General features: G+C 36.9%; 12 protein-coding genes. 6 read left to right on the top strand and 6 right to left on the bottom strand.

What is annotated here, in order from left to right:
- The first annotated feature begins 253 nt into the window (after positions 1-253).
- The 3 genes from acs (at position 254) to ABS766_RS08575 (ending at position 5,641) form a co-directional block, all read left to right on the top strand.
- Positions 254-2,161 (top strand): acetate--CoA ligase, encoded by a 1,908-nt coding sequence (gene acs / locus ABS766_RS08585; RefSeq protein WP_408084727.1) that lies wholly within the window; start codon positions 254-256, stop codon positions 2,159-2,161.
- Between the two features lie 162 nt (positions 2,162-2,323).
- Complete coding sequence (locus tag ABS766_RS08580; protein ID WP_408084726.1) at positions 2,324-5,041, top strand: PAS domain-containing protein; 2,718 nt, start codon at positions 2,324-2,326, stop codon at positions 5,039-5,041.
- A 90-nt stretch (positions 5,042-5,131) separates the two neighbouring features.
- Positions 5,132-5,641: a DUF2911 domain-containing protein gene (locus tag ABS766_RS08575; RefSeq protein ID WP_408084725.1), complete on the top strand. Its 510-nt coding sequence runs from the start codon at positions 5,132-5,134 to the stop codon at positions 5,639-5,641.
- Positions 5,642-5,761: 120 nt separating this feature from the next.
- Here ABS766_RS08575 and ABS766_RS08570 read toward each other — a convergent pair whose 3' ends face one another.
- From ABS766_RS08570 to ABS766_RS08560, 3 genes are all read right to left on the bottom strand, one after another.
- Complete coding sequence (locus ABS766_RS08570; RefSeq protein WP_408084724.1) at positions 5,762-7,531, bottom strand: T9SS type A sorting domain-containing protein; 1,770 nt, start codon at positions 7,529-7,531, stop codon at positions 5,762-5,764.
- 113 nt (positions 7,532-7,644) lie between these two features.
- Positions 7,645-8,127, bottom strand: a complete 483-nt coding sequence (locus tag ABS766_RS08565) for a hypothetical protein (protein ID WP_408084723.1) — start codon at positions 8,125-8,127, stop codon at positions 7,645-7,647.
- An 89-nt stretch (positions 8,128-8,216) separates the two neighbouring features.
- Positions 8,217-8,711: a DNA-deoxyinosine glycosylase gene (locus tag ABS766_RS08560; protein WP_408084722.1), complete on the bottom strand. Its 495-nt coding sequence runs from the start codon at positions 8,709-8,711 to the stop codon at positions 8,217-8,219.
- 171 nt (positions 8,712-8,882) lie between these two features.
- Between ABS766_RS08560 and ABS766_RS08555 the strand changes: the two genes are divergently transcribed.
- The 3 genes from ABS766_RS08555 (at position 8,883) to ligD (ending at position 13,027) form a co-directional block, all read left to right on the top strand.
- Positions 8,883-9,485 (top strand): YciE/YciF ferroxidase family protein, encoded by a 603-nt coding sequence (locus ABS766_RS08555; protein WP_408084721.1) that lies wholly within the window; start codon positions 8,883-8,885, stop codon positions 9,483-9,485.
- 132 nt (positions 9,486-9,617) lie between these two features.
- Positions 9,618-10,406, top strand: coding sequence for a non-homologous end joining protein Ku (gene ku / locus ABS766_RS08550; RefSeq protein ID WP_408084720.1), 789 nt, complete (start codon positions 9,618-9,620; stop codon positions 10,404-10,406).
- A gap of 2 nt (positions 10,407-10,408) precedes the next feature.
- Positions 10,409-13,027, top strand: a complete 2,619-nt coding sequence (gene ligD / locus ABS766_RS08545) for a DNA ligase D (RefSeq protein ID WP_408084719.1) — start codon at positions 10,409-10,411, stop codon at positions 13,025-13,027.
- Positions 13,028-13,077: 50 nt separating this feature from the next.
- On the opposite strand, the gene sucD is transcribed toward ligD, so the two are convergent.
- From sucD to ABS766_RS08530, 3 genes are all read right to left on the bottom strand, one after another.
- Positions 13,078-13,950 (bottom strand): succinate--CoA ligase subunit alpha, encoded by an 873-nt coding sequence (gene sucD, locus ABS766_RS08540; protein ID WP_408084718.1) that lies wholly within the window; start codon positions 13,948-13,950, stop codon positions 13,078-13,080.
- 102 nt (positions 13,951-14,052) lie between these two features.
- The gene (locus ABS766_RS08535; protein WP_408084717.1) at positions 14,053-15,192 is read right to left on the bottom strand and encodes a hypothetical protein; all 1,140 of its coding nucleotides are present in this window, start codon (positions 15,190-15,192) and stop codon (positions 14,053-14,055) included.
- 6 nt (positions 15,193-15,198) lie between these two features.
- Positions 15,199-15,555: a hypothetical protein gene (locus ABS766_RS08530; protein WP_408084716.1), complete on the bottom strand. Its 357-nt coding sequence runs from the start codon at positions 15,553-15,555 to the stop codon at positions 15,199-15,201.
- Positions 15,556-15,571: the final 16 nt, after the last annotated feature.

Genomic DNA, 15,571 nt, shown 5'->3' with positions numbered 1-15,571 from the left:
TTTAATTATTTGCAGGGGCTGCCTTTTTAGAGGCAGCCCTTGTTTTATATGAACTATTTTAGATAGTAATTTACTGCCATTTTTACCCCTTTTCAAAGTGTGCTACCCCGTCAGCAATATTATAAACTTATGTAATATAATCACAAAAAGCGTGTTACTGATATGGTTGATATTATATTAATATTTTTTTAAAACTCACCATTTATACTTTAAAATCATTAGTATATTTACATAAAATTCAAATAAAGGTAAAATGAGTTACTATCAAATTCCTAGTCTGGAACAATATTTCAAACATTATAACAAATCAATACGCGAGCCCAGAAAGTTTTGGGACCGTATTGCAGATGAAAACTTTACCTGGTATCAAAAGTGGGATAAGGTAGTGGAGTTTGATATGCAGGAAGCTGATGTTAAGTGGTTTATAAATGCAAAAGTAAACATTACTAAAAACTGCATAGACCGCCATTTAAATAAAAGGGGGCAAAAAACAGCTATTATTTTTGAACCTAACGACCCGCAGGAAGAAGCACAGCATATTACCTATAATGAATTGTACGACCGTGTTTGCAAAATGGCCAATGTGCTGCGTGACCAGGGCATAAAAAAAGGGGATAGGGTATGCATTTATCTCCCTATGATACCGGAACTTGCCGTTACTGTACTTGCCTGTGCCCGTATAGGTGCTATACATTCAGTTGTGTTTGCAGGATTTTCGGCATCAGCACTTACAACAAGGATAAATGACTCCGGCTGTAAAATGATCATTACTGCTGACGGAGGGTACCGTGGCAACAAAACCATAGACTTAAAAGGTATTGTAGACGAAGCGCTGGAAAAATGCCCTACTATAGAAAATGTACTGGTGGTAAAAAGGATACATACCGAAATAACTATGAAAGAAGGCCGCGACCAGTGGCTGCAACCGTTACTTGATGAAGCCATAGCCAATAATGTTGCAGAAATAATGGATGCTGAAGATCCGTTGTTTATTTTATATACATCGGGCTCTACCGGTAAACCAAAAGGTATGTTGCATACTACCGCTGGTTATATGGTGTATTCTGCCTATACATTTAAAAATGTATTTGCATATGAAGAAAATGATATATATTGGTGTACGGCTGATATTGGCTGGATAACCGGCCATTCTTACATTTTATATGGGCCACTGCTAAACGGGGCTACTACAGTATTGTTTGAAGGTGTGCCTTCGTACCCAAAATATGACCGTTTTTGGGAAGTTATAGATAAACATAAAATAACCCAGTTCTATACAGCCCCAACAGCAATACGCTCGTTGGCAAAGCAGGACTGGAAACTGGTAGACAAGCATGACCTTTCTACCCTTAAAGTTATAGGTTCTGTTGGAGAGCCCATAAATGAAGAAGCATGGCACTGGTATAATGACCATGTGGGTAAAAAGAAATCACCTATTGTAGATACCTGGTGGCAAACAGAAACCGGTGGTATTATGATATCGCCTATACCGTTTGTAACACCTACTAAACCTACCTATGCCACATTGCCATTGCCAGGAATACAACCGGTGCTTATGGATGAAAAACGTAATGAAATAGACGGCAACCAGGTAGTAGGCAGCCTTTGTATTAAATTTCCATGGCCGGGTATGGCACGCACTATATGGGGCGACCATAAGCGTTTTAAAGAAACCTATTTTTCTACTTATCCTGGTAAATATTTTACTGGAGATGGTGCCCTAAGGGATGAAGTAGGCTATTACCGTATTACGGGCCGCGTGGATGATGTGGTTATTGTTTCCGGGCACAACCTTGGCACTGCACCTATTGAAGATGCTATTAATGAACACCCATCGGTTGCAGAGTCTGCCATTGTTGGATTTCCGCACGATGTTAAGGGTAATGCCCTGTATGGGTTTATTATACTTAAAGATGCGGGAGCATGGCGTGACCGCGAAAACCTGAAAAAAGAAATTAATGAACACATATCCAGCCACATTGGCCCTATAGCCAAGCTGGATAAAATTCAATTTGTATCAGGGTTGCCAAAAACACGTTCAGGTAAAATAATGCGCAGGATATTAAGAAAGATAGCCGAAGGCGATTTTGAAAACTTTGGTGATACCTCTACATTACTTAACCCTGAGATTGTTGAAGAAATTAAAAAAGAAAAACTGTAAACCTCAATTAATAATATTAAAGCGGCTTTATAAGCCGCTTTTTTGTGTATATAAAAAGATAAACACATACTTATGTATCTCTCTTATAGAAATATTAAATCCGTTTGGGTTATACTCTAAATTAAATATATTTGTTTGAGGACTAACATCCCGCCTTTAACTATGCATAGCAATCAATCCCAGTTTACTTTATCCCATATTCAGGAGGCACTAAATGCGTCGGGGATAGGTGTATGGCAATTTGATGTAAACTCCGGTACGATTGAACTTGATACTACAGCGCAGAAATTATTTGGATATAAAGACCAGACGGGATATTATAAAGATGTATTTACTGCCTCGGAAGCTGAGAGTGTTGCCATAGCGAAAGCATTGGAAAAGGTGCTGAAAACAAATAGACTACAAATTAACTATCTACCATATAATACAAATATACCCGTTACTGTAAAGGGGGGAAAAAACGGCCCGGAAGGTTTATTTTATGGTACTGTACAACCAGTATTGCTTAAAAAGAACACAATTGAATATAATACTTTTGAAACGGTTATTAATGAGGCCCCTGTAGCCACATGCCTTTTTGTTGGCAGAGAATTAAAGATAGAAGTAGCCAATAAAATAATGCTTGAGTATTGGGGCAGGGATGAGTCTATATTAGGTCTGCCTTTAGAGGAAGCAATCCCGGAGCTTAAAGGCCAGCCATTTTTAGATATACTGGACACCGTTTATACCACGGGTGAAACATATACAGAAACCGATGCTTTGGCCGAGCTAATTGTTGACGGAGTATTGGGGGTATATTATTTTGATTATACTTATAAACCTTTAAAAAACGCTGACGGTGAGATATATGCTATTATGGATATGGCTGTAGATGTTACTGAAAGGGTTTTATCAAAACAAAAGCGTGAACAAACCGACCTTCGTTTTAGGAATGTTATTGAGCAAAGCCCTATAGCCATAGGCTTTTTACAGGGCAGTAATATGAATATTGAAATTGCCAATGACAGGATGCTAAAATTATGGGGTAAGGACAACCGTGTACTCGGAATGCCTGTTGAAAAAGCACTGCCTGAACTGAAAGGGCAGGGGTTTATTGAGCTTTTAAATGAGGTTTACGAAACAGGTGTAACACACCGAAGTGAAGATGCATTGGTAAAACTTGATCATAATGGGGTACTTACTGATGTGTATGTAGATTTTATTTATTCAGCCTTACACAATGAGAATAATACTACTAATGGTATATTGGTAATTGCAGCGGATGTTAGTGAACGTATAACAGCCTTACGTGAAATTGCTGCCAGCGAAGAAAAATTTAAATCGGTAATATATGCTGCTCAAGCTGCTGTGGCAGTATTTAAAGGTAAAGATCTGGTTACTGATATTGCTAATAATGCTTTTTTACAATTTGTAGGCCGTACGCGAGATGAGTTTGTAGGAAAACCATTAGCAGAAGCAATGCCCGAAATAAACGGGCAGGAGTCAATACAGCTAATGCAGGAGGTTTTTGAAAAAGGTATTAAAACCCATAATTTTGGAAGACAGATTAAAATTATAAAAAATGGGGTGCTTACAACTAATTATTATAATGTAAGTTATACACCTTTATATAATTCAAACGGTGAAGTATATGGTGTGCTTGATATTGCCATAGATGTAACTGATACTATAAAATATCAGCATGCTTTACAAAAAGCAGAAGCATCGTTACGGGGCGCCATAGAACTTGCAGGGCTTGGTACCTGGAGTTTTGACTCTGAGAAAGGAGAGATATATTTTTCTGAAAGGGTACGGGAATGGTATGGCTTTGATGCAGAAGAAAAAATTGATGCCTATGAGGCTTTTGAATGTGTACATCCGGATGATAAAGCCCGTGTAATAAACAAAACTATCTTCGCAATCAATCAAAAATCAAACGGATTATTTGAAGAGGAATTTACAGTAATTAATAAGAAGAGTGGGGTAGAACGTATTTTACATTCACAAGGGAGAGTATATTTTAATGATGATAATAAAACGTATATGTTAAGTGGCACCACACTTGATATTACATCGCATAAAAAGATACAGATAGCGCTTGAGAACCAGGTTAAAGAGCGTACCGAAGATTTGATGCTGGCTAATAAAGAACTTGAAAACATGAATATAAGGCTTTTACACTCTAATGAAGAGCTTGCCCAGTATGCGTATGTTGCAAGCCACGACCTGCAGGAGCCACTACGAAAAATAAGTATGTTTTCTAACTTGTTAAAAGAGCGGGATAAGGATAAAAAGCATGAAGTTATTATTGATAAAATAGTGACTTCATCACAACGGATGTCTTTACTGATAAAGGATTTGCTTGAATTTTCGAGATTATTAAATACCGATATACGGTTTGTAAAAACCAACCTTAATGATATTGTAAAGGGGGTTATTGGTGATTTTGAACTTTTGATCGAAGAAAAGAAGGCACAGATTGAAATTTCTGATTTGCCGGATATTGATGCCATTCCGCTACAAATGAACCAGTTATTTTATAACCTTATTGGTAATGCCTTAAAATTTATAAGTGCAGATAAATCTCCAAAAGTTACTGTAAATTGTGAAATTGCAAGTCAGGAACAGGTTAAACAATATATTACAAAACCAGAAAACACCATTTATTATATTATTTCTGTTATTGATAATGGTATTGGTATTGAAGAAAAGTACCTGAAACAAATATTTGATGTTTTTAAAAGGTTGCATTCGCGAACAGAATATAGCGGATCTGGTATAGGGCTTTCTATATGCCGAAGAATTGTTTCTAATCATAAGGGTCAGATATTCACAGATTCAAGGCCAGGCTTAGGTACAACTTTCCATATTATTTTGCCCGCTAAACAAACAAGAATTTAATAATTTATTTCCTTTATATTTTAATAAAGTTTGTAAATGAAACTTTCATTACATTTGAAAATATTATTGTTTAACCAAATACTTAATAAAATGAAAGTTACTACAAAGATTACCATGCTTTTTATAGCATTATTTATTTCTGCGGGCATTATGGCTCAGGAAAAACCTGCAAGCCCTGCAGCTGTTGCCACAGGAAAAGCAGCAGGTGCTAACATAACTATAAACTACAGTAGCCCATCAGTTAAAGGGCGTACTATTTGGGGAGAATTAGTGCCTTACAGCAAAGTTTGGCGCGCGGGGGCTAATGAAGCTACTACCTTTAAAACTGACAAAGATATTATGGTAGAAGGCCAAAAACTGCCTGCCGGTGACTATGCCTTTTTTGTAATACCTGAAAAAGATAATACTGCCACCATAGTTTTTAATAAAGAAGCAAAACAATGGGGCGCTTATAAATATGATGAATCTAAGGACCAGTTACGGGTTAAAGTAAAAACTAAAAAATCATCTACATTAAACGAACGCCTTGTATATACAGTAAATAAAAATAATGTTATATTAAGCTGGGAATATTTAGAAATACCAATTTCTATTAAATAATTATAAAACCGCCAATTAAAAGGGCGGTTCATTTCTTTATATTCTATTTTACATAATGTAAATTATATTTCAAAATATGGTGGCGAAAAATCCGGCAGTAATAGCCGGATTCTCCGTATATTATAGTTTATTGATTTTATATGTCTGCACTTTGTTATTAGATACTATTCTTAAAATATACATTCCCGAATTAAACTCTGTAAGATCTAAACTAACTTCGTTGTTTTTTGATGGCTCTATAGTTTTAACAAGCCTGCCGCTTATGTCATAGGTATCAATCCTGTCAATCACGTTATTTCCTGCAGTTATGGTAAACAAACCATTTGATGGATTTGGATATACTGTTAGTTCTTTGGCAAAATTTGTATCTGTGGCTGCCAGATTGCAATAATTTTCAGGGTCTGTAACTGTTACAATTGCTGTTCCTGTGCTAACGTTTCCATAATTGTCTGTTATCGTTAAAGTTACAGTATTTACTCCTATATCTTCGCATGTAAATACTTCAGGACTAACCGAATATGAAGATATACCAGTGTTATCAGTTGAACTATTGTCAATATCCATTGCAGAAATGGTAACTATTGTTATGGGGTTAAGCGCTACGGTTATATCCTGTGTTATAACAGTTGGCGCCATGTCATCAGCCACAGTGACGGTTATAGTTGTTTCAGAGCTATTTCCGGCGGCATCATATACGGTAAATGTAACGGTATTTTCTCCTATATCGCTTGCATCAAAAATGCCTTGGCTAAAAATATAATCCGTAATACTGCAATTATCCGTAGACCCGTTATTTGCATCTTCCGGGGTTAATAGTGCCTCACCGTTTTCGTCAAGGCTTAAGGTAACATCCTGTGCGGCAATTACCGGAGAAATATCATCAACTACTGTTACAATAGCAGTTTCTGTTGTGGTAGTAGTTCCATCGCTCATGCTCACCGTTACTGTGTTTTCACCTAAATTTTCGCAGGTAAAAGCAGTAACATCCATTTCAATTACTGGCGAAGCACAATTTTCATAACTGCCATTGTCAATATCATCAAAAGCTATGGTTGCATTACCTGTATCGTCTAATACTACAGTAATATCCTGTAACGTTACAACAGGGGCTTCTGCATCAACTACTGTTACATCAAATGAACATGTTGTAACGTTGTTATCTTCATCGGTAATTTCAAAAGTGTTAGTGGTTGTACCAATAGGAAACATCTCCCCGCTTTCAATACCTGCTGTTTGTACAAAAGTACTGGTTGGTAAATTTACAGTAAGTGTTGCGTTTTTCATTTTTGAGCCATACTGGCCTGCCCAAAATTCAGCATCTTTTCCCCCGTGAGAAATATAAACTTTTCTAACACCTGTGCCATACGCTGTAAAGGTATGTGAGGCCGTTTGCCAGTTTGTAGTGGTAGTAATATTACCGGTAGTATAGGTAGCAATTACATTATTGCTTTCACCCCTTAATTCTACCGTTAAAAAATAAGTGTCTGAAAAGTTATTGCCGCTACCGGAATACTCGTCAGAAACCGTAATAGCCGGCTGGGTATCCATATATTCATCACTTATACCCATAGTGGTTAAATCAATAATTTGATTCATGCTACAGGTTGCGTATGAAGTAATAAAAGCAGGGTCTCCGGTTACCCCCCACCCGCTACCGCCATTGGTAACATTCCATCCGGTAAAAGAGTTGGCACCGCTGGGGTTTACCACACCATTGGCAGAGGCTGAAGATCCCGCGCCTTCAATAGTATACTCTATTATAGCGCCACATTCGCCTTCATCATTGTCAACAGTAATATTATCAGGGCATTGTGCTTTTACAGCACCTGTAGTAAACAATATTATGAATATGGTTACATAAAACTTAAAATAATAAGTAATTTTTTTCATGAGCGTACTTTTTCAAGTTAATAACTTCAAATATACGCAATAGCATGTAAAATTTATGTTTTAATTATTTATATATTAAGAAAATTTGTGATAATAATTCTTATAAAAATAATTTATAACTTATTTTTATAAACTGCCGTCATTGTAAAAATTTTATTAAAGTAAGCATCCATACAATCCATATCCCGTACGGTTTTGTCCTGTGTTTTTAAATTGCCCTTCTCTACAAAATAATCTTCGGCCTTAGCTTTGGCAGCAGGTAACCCTTGTTTAGAGAATTGTAAGTTGAAAATTGTTACCCGGTATTTACCTTTTTGTATTTCTATCTGAAAATCAAAACTCATCTTCTGGCTCATATACTCAGAAGTATTTTCACAAACATAATTTACATCTTTACAGGTGCCATTATATTTTTTTCCGTTTACAGATGTTATGCTTAACTGGGGGTGCCGTATTATAAGGTTAGGGATATCGCTTCCTTCGGTAAGGAAAACATTTTCCCATATCATTTTGTTTTTATGCATTACAAAATTATTTACCTGTGCCTCAAAACTCCAGGTTACAATAAGTAATAATATAAACAGAACTTTTTTCATAATACGGTTTTATAGCTATTTATAACAAATTTAAGTATTTAAAAAAAATAACGTTTATATGTTTATACATAAACCCTTACAATATTTTGTTAAATATTTTGTAGTGCGCTAACTATATTGTCTTTCCAGATAGTGAGCTTTTCCTCAAAAGTTTTTGTAGCATTGGCACCACTGGGAGAAGGTAAAACCGTATAGGTAATATCTTTTTTACGCCCAACATACTTATCATAATAGGCTGCTGCATTTTTACTTGAAAAAAATACCTGTTTAATATGCGGGTGGCTGGCATAAAATGCCTTAAAATTATTAGGTACCTCGTTTTTAATTTTGCTGTCCAGGCTTCCCTCCCGTTCACAGTGCGAAAGTACATCCCAAAGCGCTATATGGTGGTTAAGCAGCAATTGCTTTTTAGCCTCATAATCATAATGCAGAGGTGTATTAAATATAGTAAACATTATTTTCCAGAACTGGTTGCCCCTGTTTCCATAATATTCCTGCAAGGTTAATGATTTTTCTCCGGGCATTGTACCCAAAATAAGTATAGTGCACTGGCTGTCGGCCACAGGCATAAATGCTTTTTTCATAAATAAAATAAAAATTTATACTGTAATATAGGTTTTGTATTACACTGATAGTTAAACTATTGTTACCATATTTTGTTTTATGATTTTGTTAGTACTGTTTGCCTTGCCCATACGGTAACTTTGAGTGTAGCCAAAACCAAAAATGAGCTATTAATCAAAAAATAATACATTATGAAAACAGCAACAAAAAGCCCCGAAACAAAAACCAGCAAAGCAAAAACACAGTCTAAACCTGATGCATCAAAAGTAAAGCCAAAATCTGATGCGGCTGAAGGACTGAAAGAATTATTTATAGATTGCCTTAAAGATATTTACTGGGCAGAAAAAGCCCTGGTAAAAGCGTTGCCAAAAATGGCTAAAAATGCCACTACCCCTATTCTTGTTAAAGGACTTAATGACCACTTAGCTACTACCGAAGAGCAGGTAGCAAGGCTGGAGCAGGTGTTTGAGAAAATTGGTAAAAAAGCCGTAGGTAAAAAATGTGAGGCTATGGATGGCCTTATTAAAGAAGGACAGGATATACTGGAAAGCACACAGCCGGGTGCGGTGCGTGATGCAGGTATAATTGCGGCGTGCCAAAAAATTGAGCATTACGAAATTGCTACTTATGGTACCATTATAGCCTTTGCAAAAACACTTGGCCATGATGATATAGCACAACTGCTACACGAAACGCTTAAAGAAGAAAAAGAAGCTGACACCACATTGACAGATGCCGCTTATAACGCTATAAATTTTGATGCTGCCGGTGCAGAAGAAGATGACAAGAAGTAATTAACGGCAGTATATTTAGAAGATGGGGTTTTTGTTTAAAAACCCCATTTTTTATACCCAATTGCTAACATAGTATTAAATACTTAGCTATTTAAATTTACCCGTATTAATTTTAAGGGTAAAACTATAGTTATGAAAGCAATATGGAAAGGCAGTATAAGTTTTGGGTTGGTTAATATCCCCATCAGGTTATACAGCGGCACTAACAGCCACAGGATAGACCTGGATATGATCAGGAAAAAAGACCAATGCGCTATACAGTATGTAAGGGTTTGTAAAAAAGACGGCAAAGAGGTGCCGTGGGAAGATATTGCTAAAGGGTACCGCAAAGAAAACGGCGACTATATTGTAATAGATAAGAGTGATTTTGAGAAATTAACTCCCGAAAAAACACAAACCATAGATATTTTTGAGTTTATTAAGGAAGAAGAAATTCCCACCAAATATCTTGAAAAACCTTATATAGTTGAGCCTGCCAAAGAAGCCAAAAAAGTATATGCGCTGCTAAGGGAAGCCCTTAATAAGTCTGGCAAGGTTGGCTTATGTAAATTTATAATGCGGACTACCCAGCATTTGGGCATTTTAAAAGTTGAAGAAGATGTTATTTTATTGATTCAGATACGTTTTGAAGATGAATTGCGCGACCCTCATGAAGCCGGACTCATACCAAAAGATATTAAGATTTCTAAAAAAGAGCTGGATATGGCCATTAGTATAATTGACCAGCTTACCGACTCTTTTGACCCCTCAAAATATAAAGACACTTATAAAGAAGACCTTGTAAAACTTATTAAGAAAAAAGCGGCTGCCAAGCCCGGAGAAAAAATAGCTGCACCTAAAAGAAAGCGTACTGCTTCTGCAAAAAATGATGACCTGCTGGAGCAGCTTAAAGCCAGCCTTGCGGCTGTTAAAACATCATAGTTATGAGACTTGCCGAGTACAATAAAAAACGTGATTTTGATAAAACCAAAGAGCCTAAAGGAAAAGTAAAAAAGGGCAGCCACCAACTGCAGTTTGTGGTACAAAAACACGCTGCCTCCCACCTGCACTATGATTTTAGGCTGGAAATTGATGGTGTGCTGGTAAGCTGGGCGGTGCCAAAAGGCCCCAGTGCAGATACATCAGTCAAAAGGCTGGCCATGCACGTAGAAGACCACCCGATGGATTATATTGATTTTGAAGGCACCATACCGAAAGGGCAATATGGTGGAGGTACTGTTATGGTTTGGGATACAGGTACTTATTTAGCGGAAGGTATTGAAGATGTTAAAGAGAGCGAAAAAGTACTGCGCAAAATGTATAAAGGCGGTAACCTTAAAGTGGTGCTTAATGGTGATAAACTAAAAGGATCATACCATTTGGTACACATGAACGGCAAGGATAAAGAATGGCTGCTAATGAAAGGGAAGGATGAATTTGCTGATAAAAAGGATTTTAAGCAAACATCTGTACTCACCGGGCGCACTATGGATGAAATTGCAGAGGATAAAAATTCTGATATATGGCAAAGTAATAAAGCAGAAAAGAAGAACAGAAAAAAGATAGTCACAGACACTGATGATATTCTGAAAGATATACCAACTAAAGAACAGCCAGCCTTTACCCCGGATGATGTTGCCGGGGCAAAGCCACTTAAAAAATTTCCTTCAGGCTTGTTGCCACAACTGGCTACATTAACTGATGAAATTTTTGATGATGAGGATTGGCTTTATGAAACAAAATATGATGGTTACCGGTCTATTATACAGGTGCATAACGGGGAGGTAAACCTTGTTTCGCGTAACGGTATTTCATTTAACAGCAGGTATACATCTCTTGTTGATGCTTTTAAAGCTATAAAAGATGACGTAGTGCTTGATGGCGAAATTGTGGTGGAAGATGATAAAGGCGTGAGCCATTTTCAATGGTTACAGTATTATGCCGATAATCCTGAGAGGGGCCATCTTAAAATTTATGTATTTGATATTCTTTACTTTAATGGTTTTGACCTTACCCCTCTTAACCTTATTAAGCGAAAAAAAATATTAGAAGCCCTCCTGCCCAATAGTAATGAGATAGTATATTCATCACATAGTATTGGCACAGGAGCCAAAGCGCTTAAAGAAGTTGAGAAAAGAGGTGGTGAAGGGCTTATTGCCAAAAAGATACATAGTAAATATCACCAAAATAAGCGTAGTAAAGACTGGCTTAAAATTAAGGTTGTAAAAGAACAGGAAATGGTAATTGGCGGCTTTACAGATCCTAAAGGCTCTCGTACTGGTTTCGGTTCCCTCCTGCTTGGATATTATCATAAGGGCAAATTTATTTACTCCGGTAAGGTAGGCACCGGCTTTAATGAAGAATCGCTTACTGACCTTCATGGCAAGCTCAAAAATATAGAACGTAAAACCAGCCCTTTTGATAGTGCTCCCAAAGAGCGGGGTGTGCATTGGGTTACACCTAAATTAGTTGCCCAGATTAAATATAGTGAATGGACCGATTCTGGCAGTATGCGGCATCCGGTTTTTATAGCATTACGAAATGATAAAAACCCGAAAGATGTTATGCGGGAAACGCCTGATGAAAATGCCTTAAAATCGGTGAAAGATATGCAACCTGAAAAAGTGGAAGAAAATTTTAACCAAAAACCAAAAAACCCAGAAAATACTGGCAAAGGCTGGGATACTGAAAAAGTAACTGTTTCACATCCGGATAAGATTTTTTGGCCGAAAAGTGGAATAAATAAGGGTGATGTGATAGCTTATTATGATGAAATGGCGAAATATATACTTCCGTTTCTAAAAGACAGGCCGGAATCTATGCGTCGCAATCCTGATGGTATAAAAAGCGATGGTTTCTTCCAGAAAAATGTTGAAGGCATGGTGCCGGACTGGGTTCGCACCAAAAAAATTAAGTCAAGTTCTAAAGGGGAAAGCATTGAATATCTGGTATGTGACGATAAAGAAACGCTGATTTATATGGCTAATTTAGGGTGTATTGAAATCAATCCTTGGAGCAGCCGCATAGGCAGCATCAACAATCCTGATTATATTATTTTTGACCTTGACCCTAACAAGGCATCATTAAAAGATTTAATTGCTACTGCAAATAAAGTAAAAGAAGTACTTGACAGTTTGGGAATTAAAGGTTACCTAAAAACTTCCGGAGGCAAGGGCCTACATGTATTTATTCCAATTGTACCTAAATATACGTATGATCAGAGCCGTGATTTTTCGCACATAATAAGCCAACATGTACATGCAGCATTACCTGATATTACCAGCCTGGAACGTAGCCCTTCTAAACGGGTAGGGAAAGTGTATCTGGATTATTTACAAAACGGTAAAGGCAAAACTATGGCCTGCGCCTACTCTCTTCGCCCTCGCGATGGCGCTACTGCCAGTACCCCACTTGAATGGGATGAATTAAACGAAAAAAAGTTTGACATTAAAAACTACACCATTAAAACCCTACCAGAACGCGTTAAGAAAAAAGGCGACCTTTGGGCTGATTTTTTTGATAATGCCATAGATATCAAAGAAGTACTTAACAAACTGGAATAAAAAAAGCTGCCTGAAAAAGGCAGCTTTAACTTATATATAAGTAGTGTGAATTAACCCAACACTTCCTTTACTTTTTTACCAATCTCAGCAGGAGAATCAACCACATGTATGCCGTTTTCCCTCATGATGCGTTTTTTAGCTTCTGCGGTATCATCGGCACCGCCAACAATAGCACCGGCATGGCCCATAGTACGGCCTTTAGGGGCAGTTTCACCCGCAATAAAACCAATAACAGGCTTGCGGTTACCGTCTTGTTTAACCCAGCGTGCAGCATCAGCTTCAAGTTGCCCGCCTATCTCCCCTATCATAATAATAGCTTCAGTTTCAGGGTCATTCATTAGTAATTCAACGGCTTCTTTAGTAGTTGTGCCAATAATTGGGTCACCACCAATACCAATAGCTGTAGTAATACCTAATCCTTGTTTAACAACCTGGTCAGCAGCTTCGTATGTTAAAGTTCCAGATTTAGAAACAATACCTACTTTTCCTTTTTTGAAAACAAAGCCCGGCATAATACCTACTTTAGCCTCTTCAGGCGTAATAACACCAGGGCAGTTAGGGCCTATAAGGCGGCATGCTTTCCCTTTTATGTAATCATAAGCTTTAATCATATCCGCAACAGGTATACCTTCGGTAATTGCAATAATAACCTTAATCCCCGCTTCGGCGGCTTCCATAATTGCATCAGCAGCAAAAGCAGGCGGAACAAAAATGATAGAAGTATCGGCTCCGGCAATTTCTACCGCATCTTTAACAGTATTAAAAACAGGCTTGTCTAAGTGCGTTGTACCACCTTTGCCCGGTGTAACACCGCCAACAACGTTTGTACCGTATTCAATCATTTGGGTGGCATGAAAAGTACCTTCGCTACCTGTAAAACCCTGTACAATTATCTTGGAATCCTTATTAACTAAAACACTCATGATATATTTTTTATTAATTTCTTATTTGCGCTTACAAAAATAGTTTTTTAACTAATACCACTAAAGCTTTTTTTAGCTTTTATACACCAAATTTGCAAGAAATTACCTGATTTCTGTAATTTCCCGATACGGATAAAATGTATAGTACATACGGATGTTGTTTTCAGGATATTTATCCTTTAGCCTGTGGTACATTCGCTCATAATACCATAAAGCAGGAAAAGGCGGTTGTGAAAACTGCCGGAGAAGGATTGATGATAGCCCCATAATTTTTCCGTCAGTACATATACGTTTATGTTCTTTTTCAAAATAATATTTCCTTAATCCTTCTGTCTTATCTGTATCTTTTAAACAAATATAAATTTTTGCAGTTTTCCCTGTATACATACCTGATGAGAGAGACGAAGCCCAGAACCCAAAATAATTACTTACAGGTAGTATAACCCAGAACAACAATATAATAATAGAGGAAGGTATAGGTAAGGCGAACAAGTTTTTATTACTAATTGTATGTGATTGTTTATCTATATAAATTAAAATATACATCATTAATAAATTCCACGGCAGTATACTATAATTTTCTGCTTTTAGCAGTATACCCAATACAATTAATATAACTATATGCATGGCCATGAGCGCTATAATGGCAGGCCTTTTATTTTTTAAAAAAAGTAGCAGTATGCCACCAAGCAGTTCCCCCATGCTTAATAAGAGGCCGGAGTAATGGACCAGTATTGGTATATCTTTTACACTATAACCAAAAGCCCTCCTTAATAAAAGATTATCCCAGATATTATAAAGAAAAGCACCGCTAAATTTATGTAAGCCACTAAAAAAATAGGTTGATGCAGCCAGAAATAATAAAACAATATAAAAAGCCTTTGGGCGTGATTTTAAAATCAAATAGAAAAACACGATAAACAGGTATAAATATTCCCAAGGCTGCAGCCTGAGCGCATCTAATGAAACTGACATTGTTTCTAAGATAAGGAATGCCAGTAGTATTATTTTTGAAGGCTTTAGTATGGCTGCGCCCAACAGAGCCGATGATAATAAAAATAAAAACAGGTGAATGTTTGCAGGTACACTATCTGAAACCTTTAAAAAACCAATGGTAGGTATTTCCCTGTAGGCAAGCCATGATCCGTAGGTCATTACTTTGGCGATAAGCCAAAAAAAACAGGTTAACTTTATAACAAGCTCCTGTTTCTTTATACTGTCTGTTTCAGAATATGGTATCATAAGCCATTAATCAGAGTGCCCCATAACATACCCGCGGTATAGTTTGTTATCTTTTAATTGCCATATACCTATTGATGTTGAAATTAGTTTTTCTTCAAAAGAGCTGTCTTTGGTTACTCCATAATGGTTATAACGTACTGATGCTTCATTACCACTAACAATCAAATGTGTAATCTCTATACGCGAAGATATAAAATACTTATCTACTTGTTTAATCATCATTATAAGGTCTTCGGCATTCATTTGCAAAAAACCGCGTGAGCCATGCCAGTCTACCAGCATATTTCTATGATAGTACTGTTCCACATCATTTGTGGTCATTAGCTCTCTATAGTACCCTTCAATAATTTCTTTAACGCTCATAATAATACAAAACAAA

The organism is Flavobacterium rhizosphaerae (assembly GCF_046000445.1).
In the GTDB taxonomy this organism is placed as follows: Bacteria; Bacteroidota; Bacteroidia; order Flavobacteriales; family Flavobacteriaceae; genus Flavobacterium; species Flavobacterium rhizosphaerae.
This window is presented reverse-complemented; position numbering and strand designations above follow the sequence as displayed.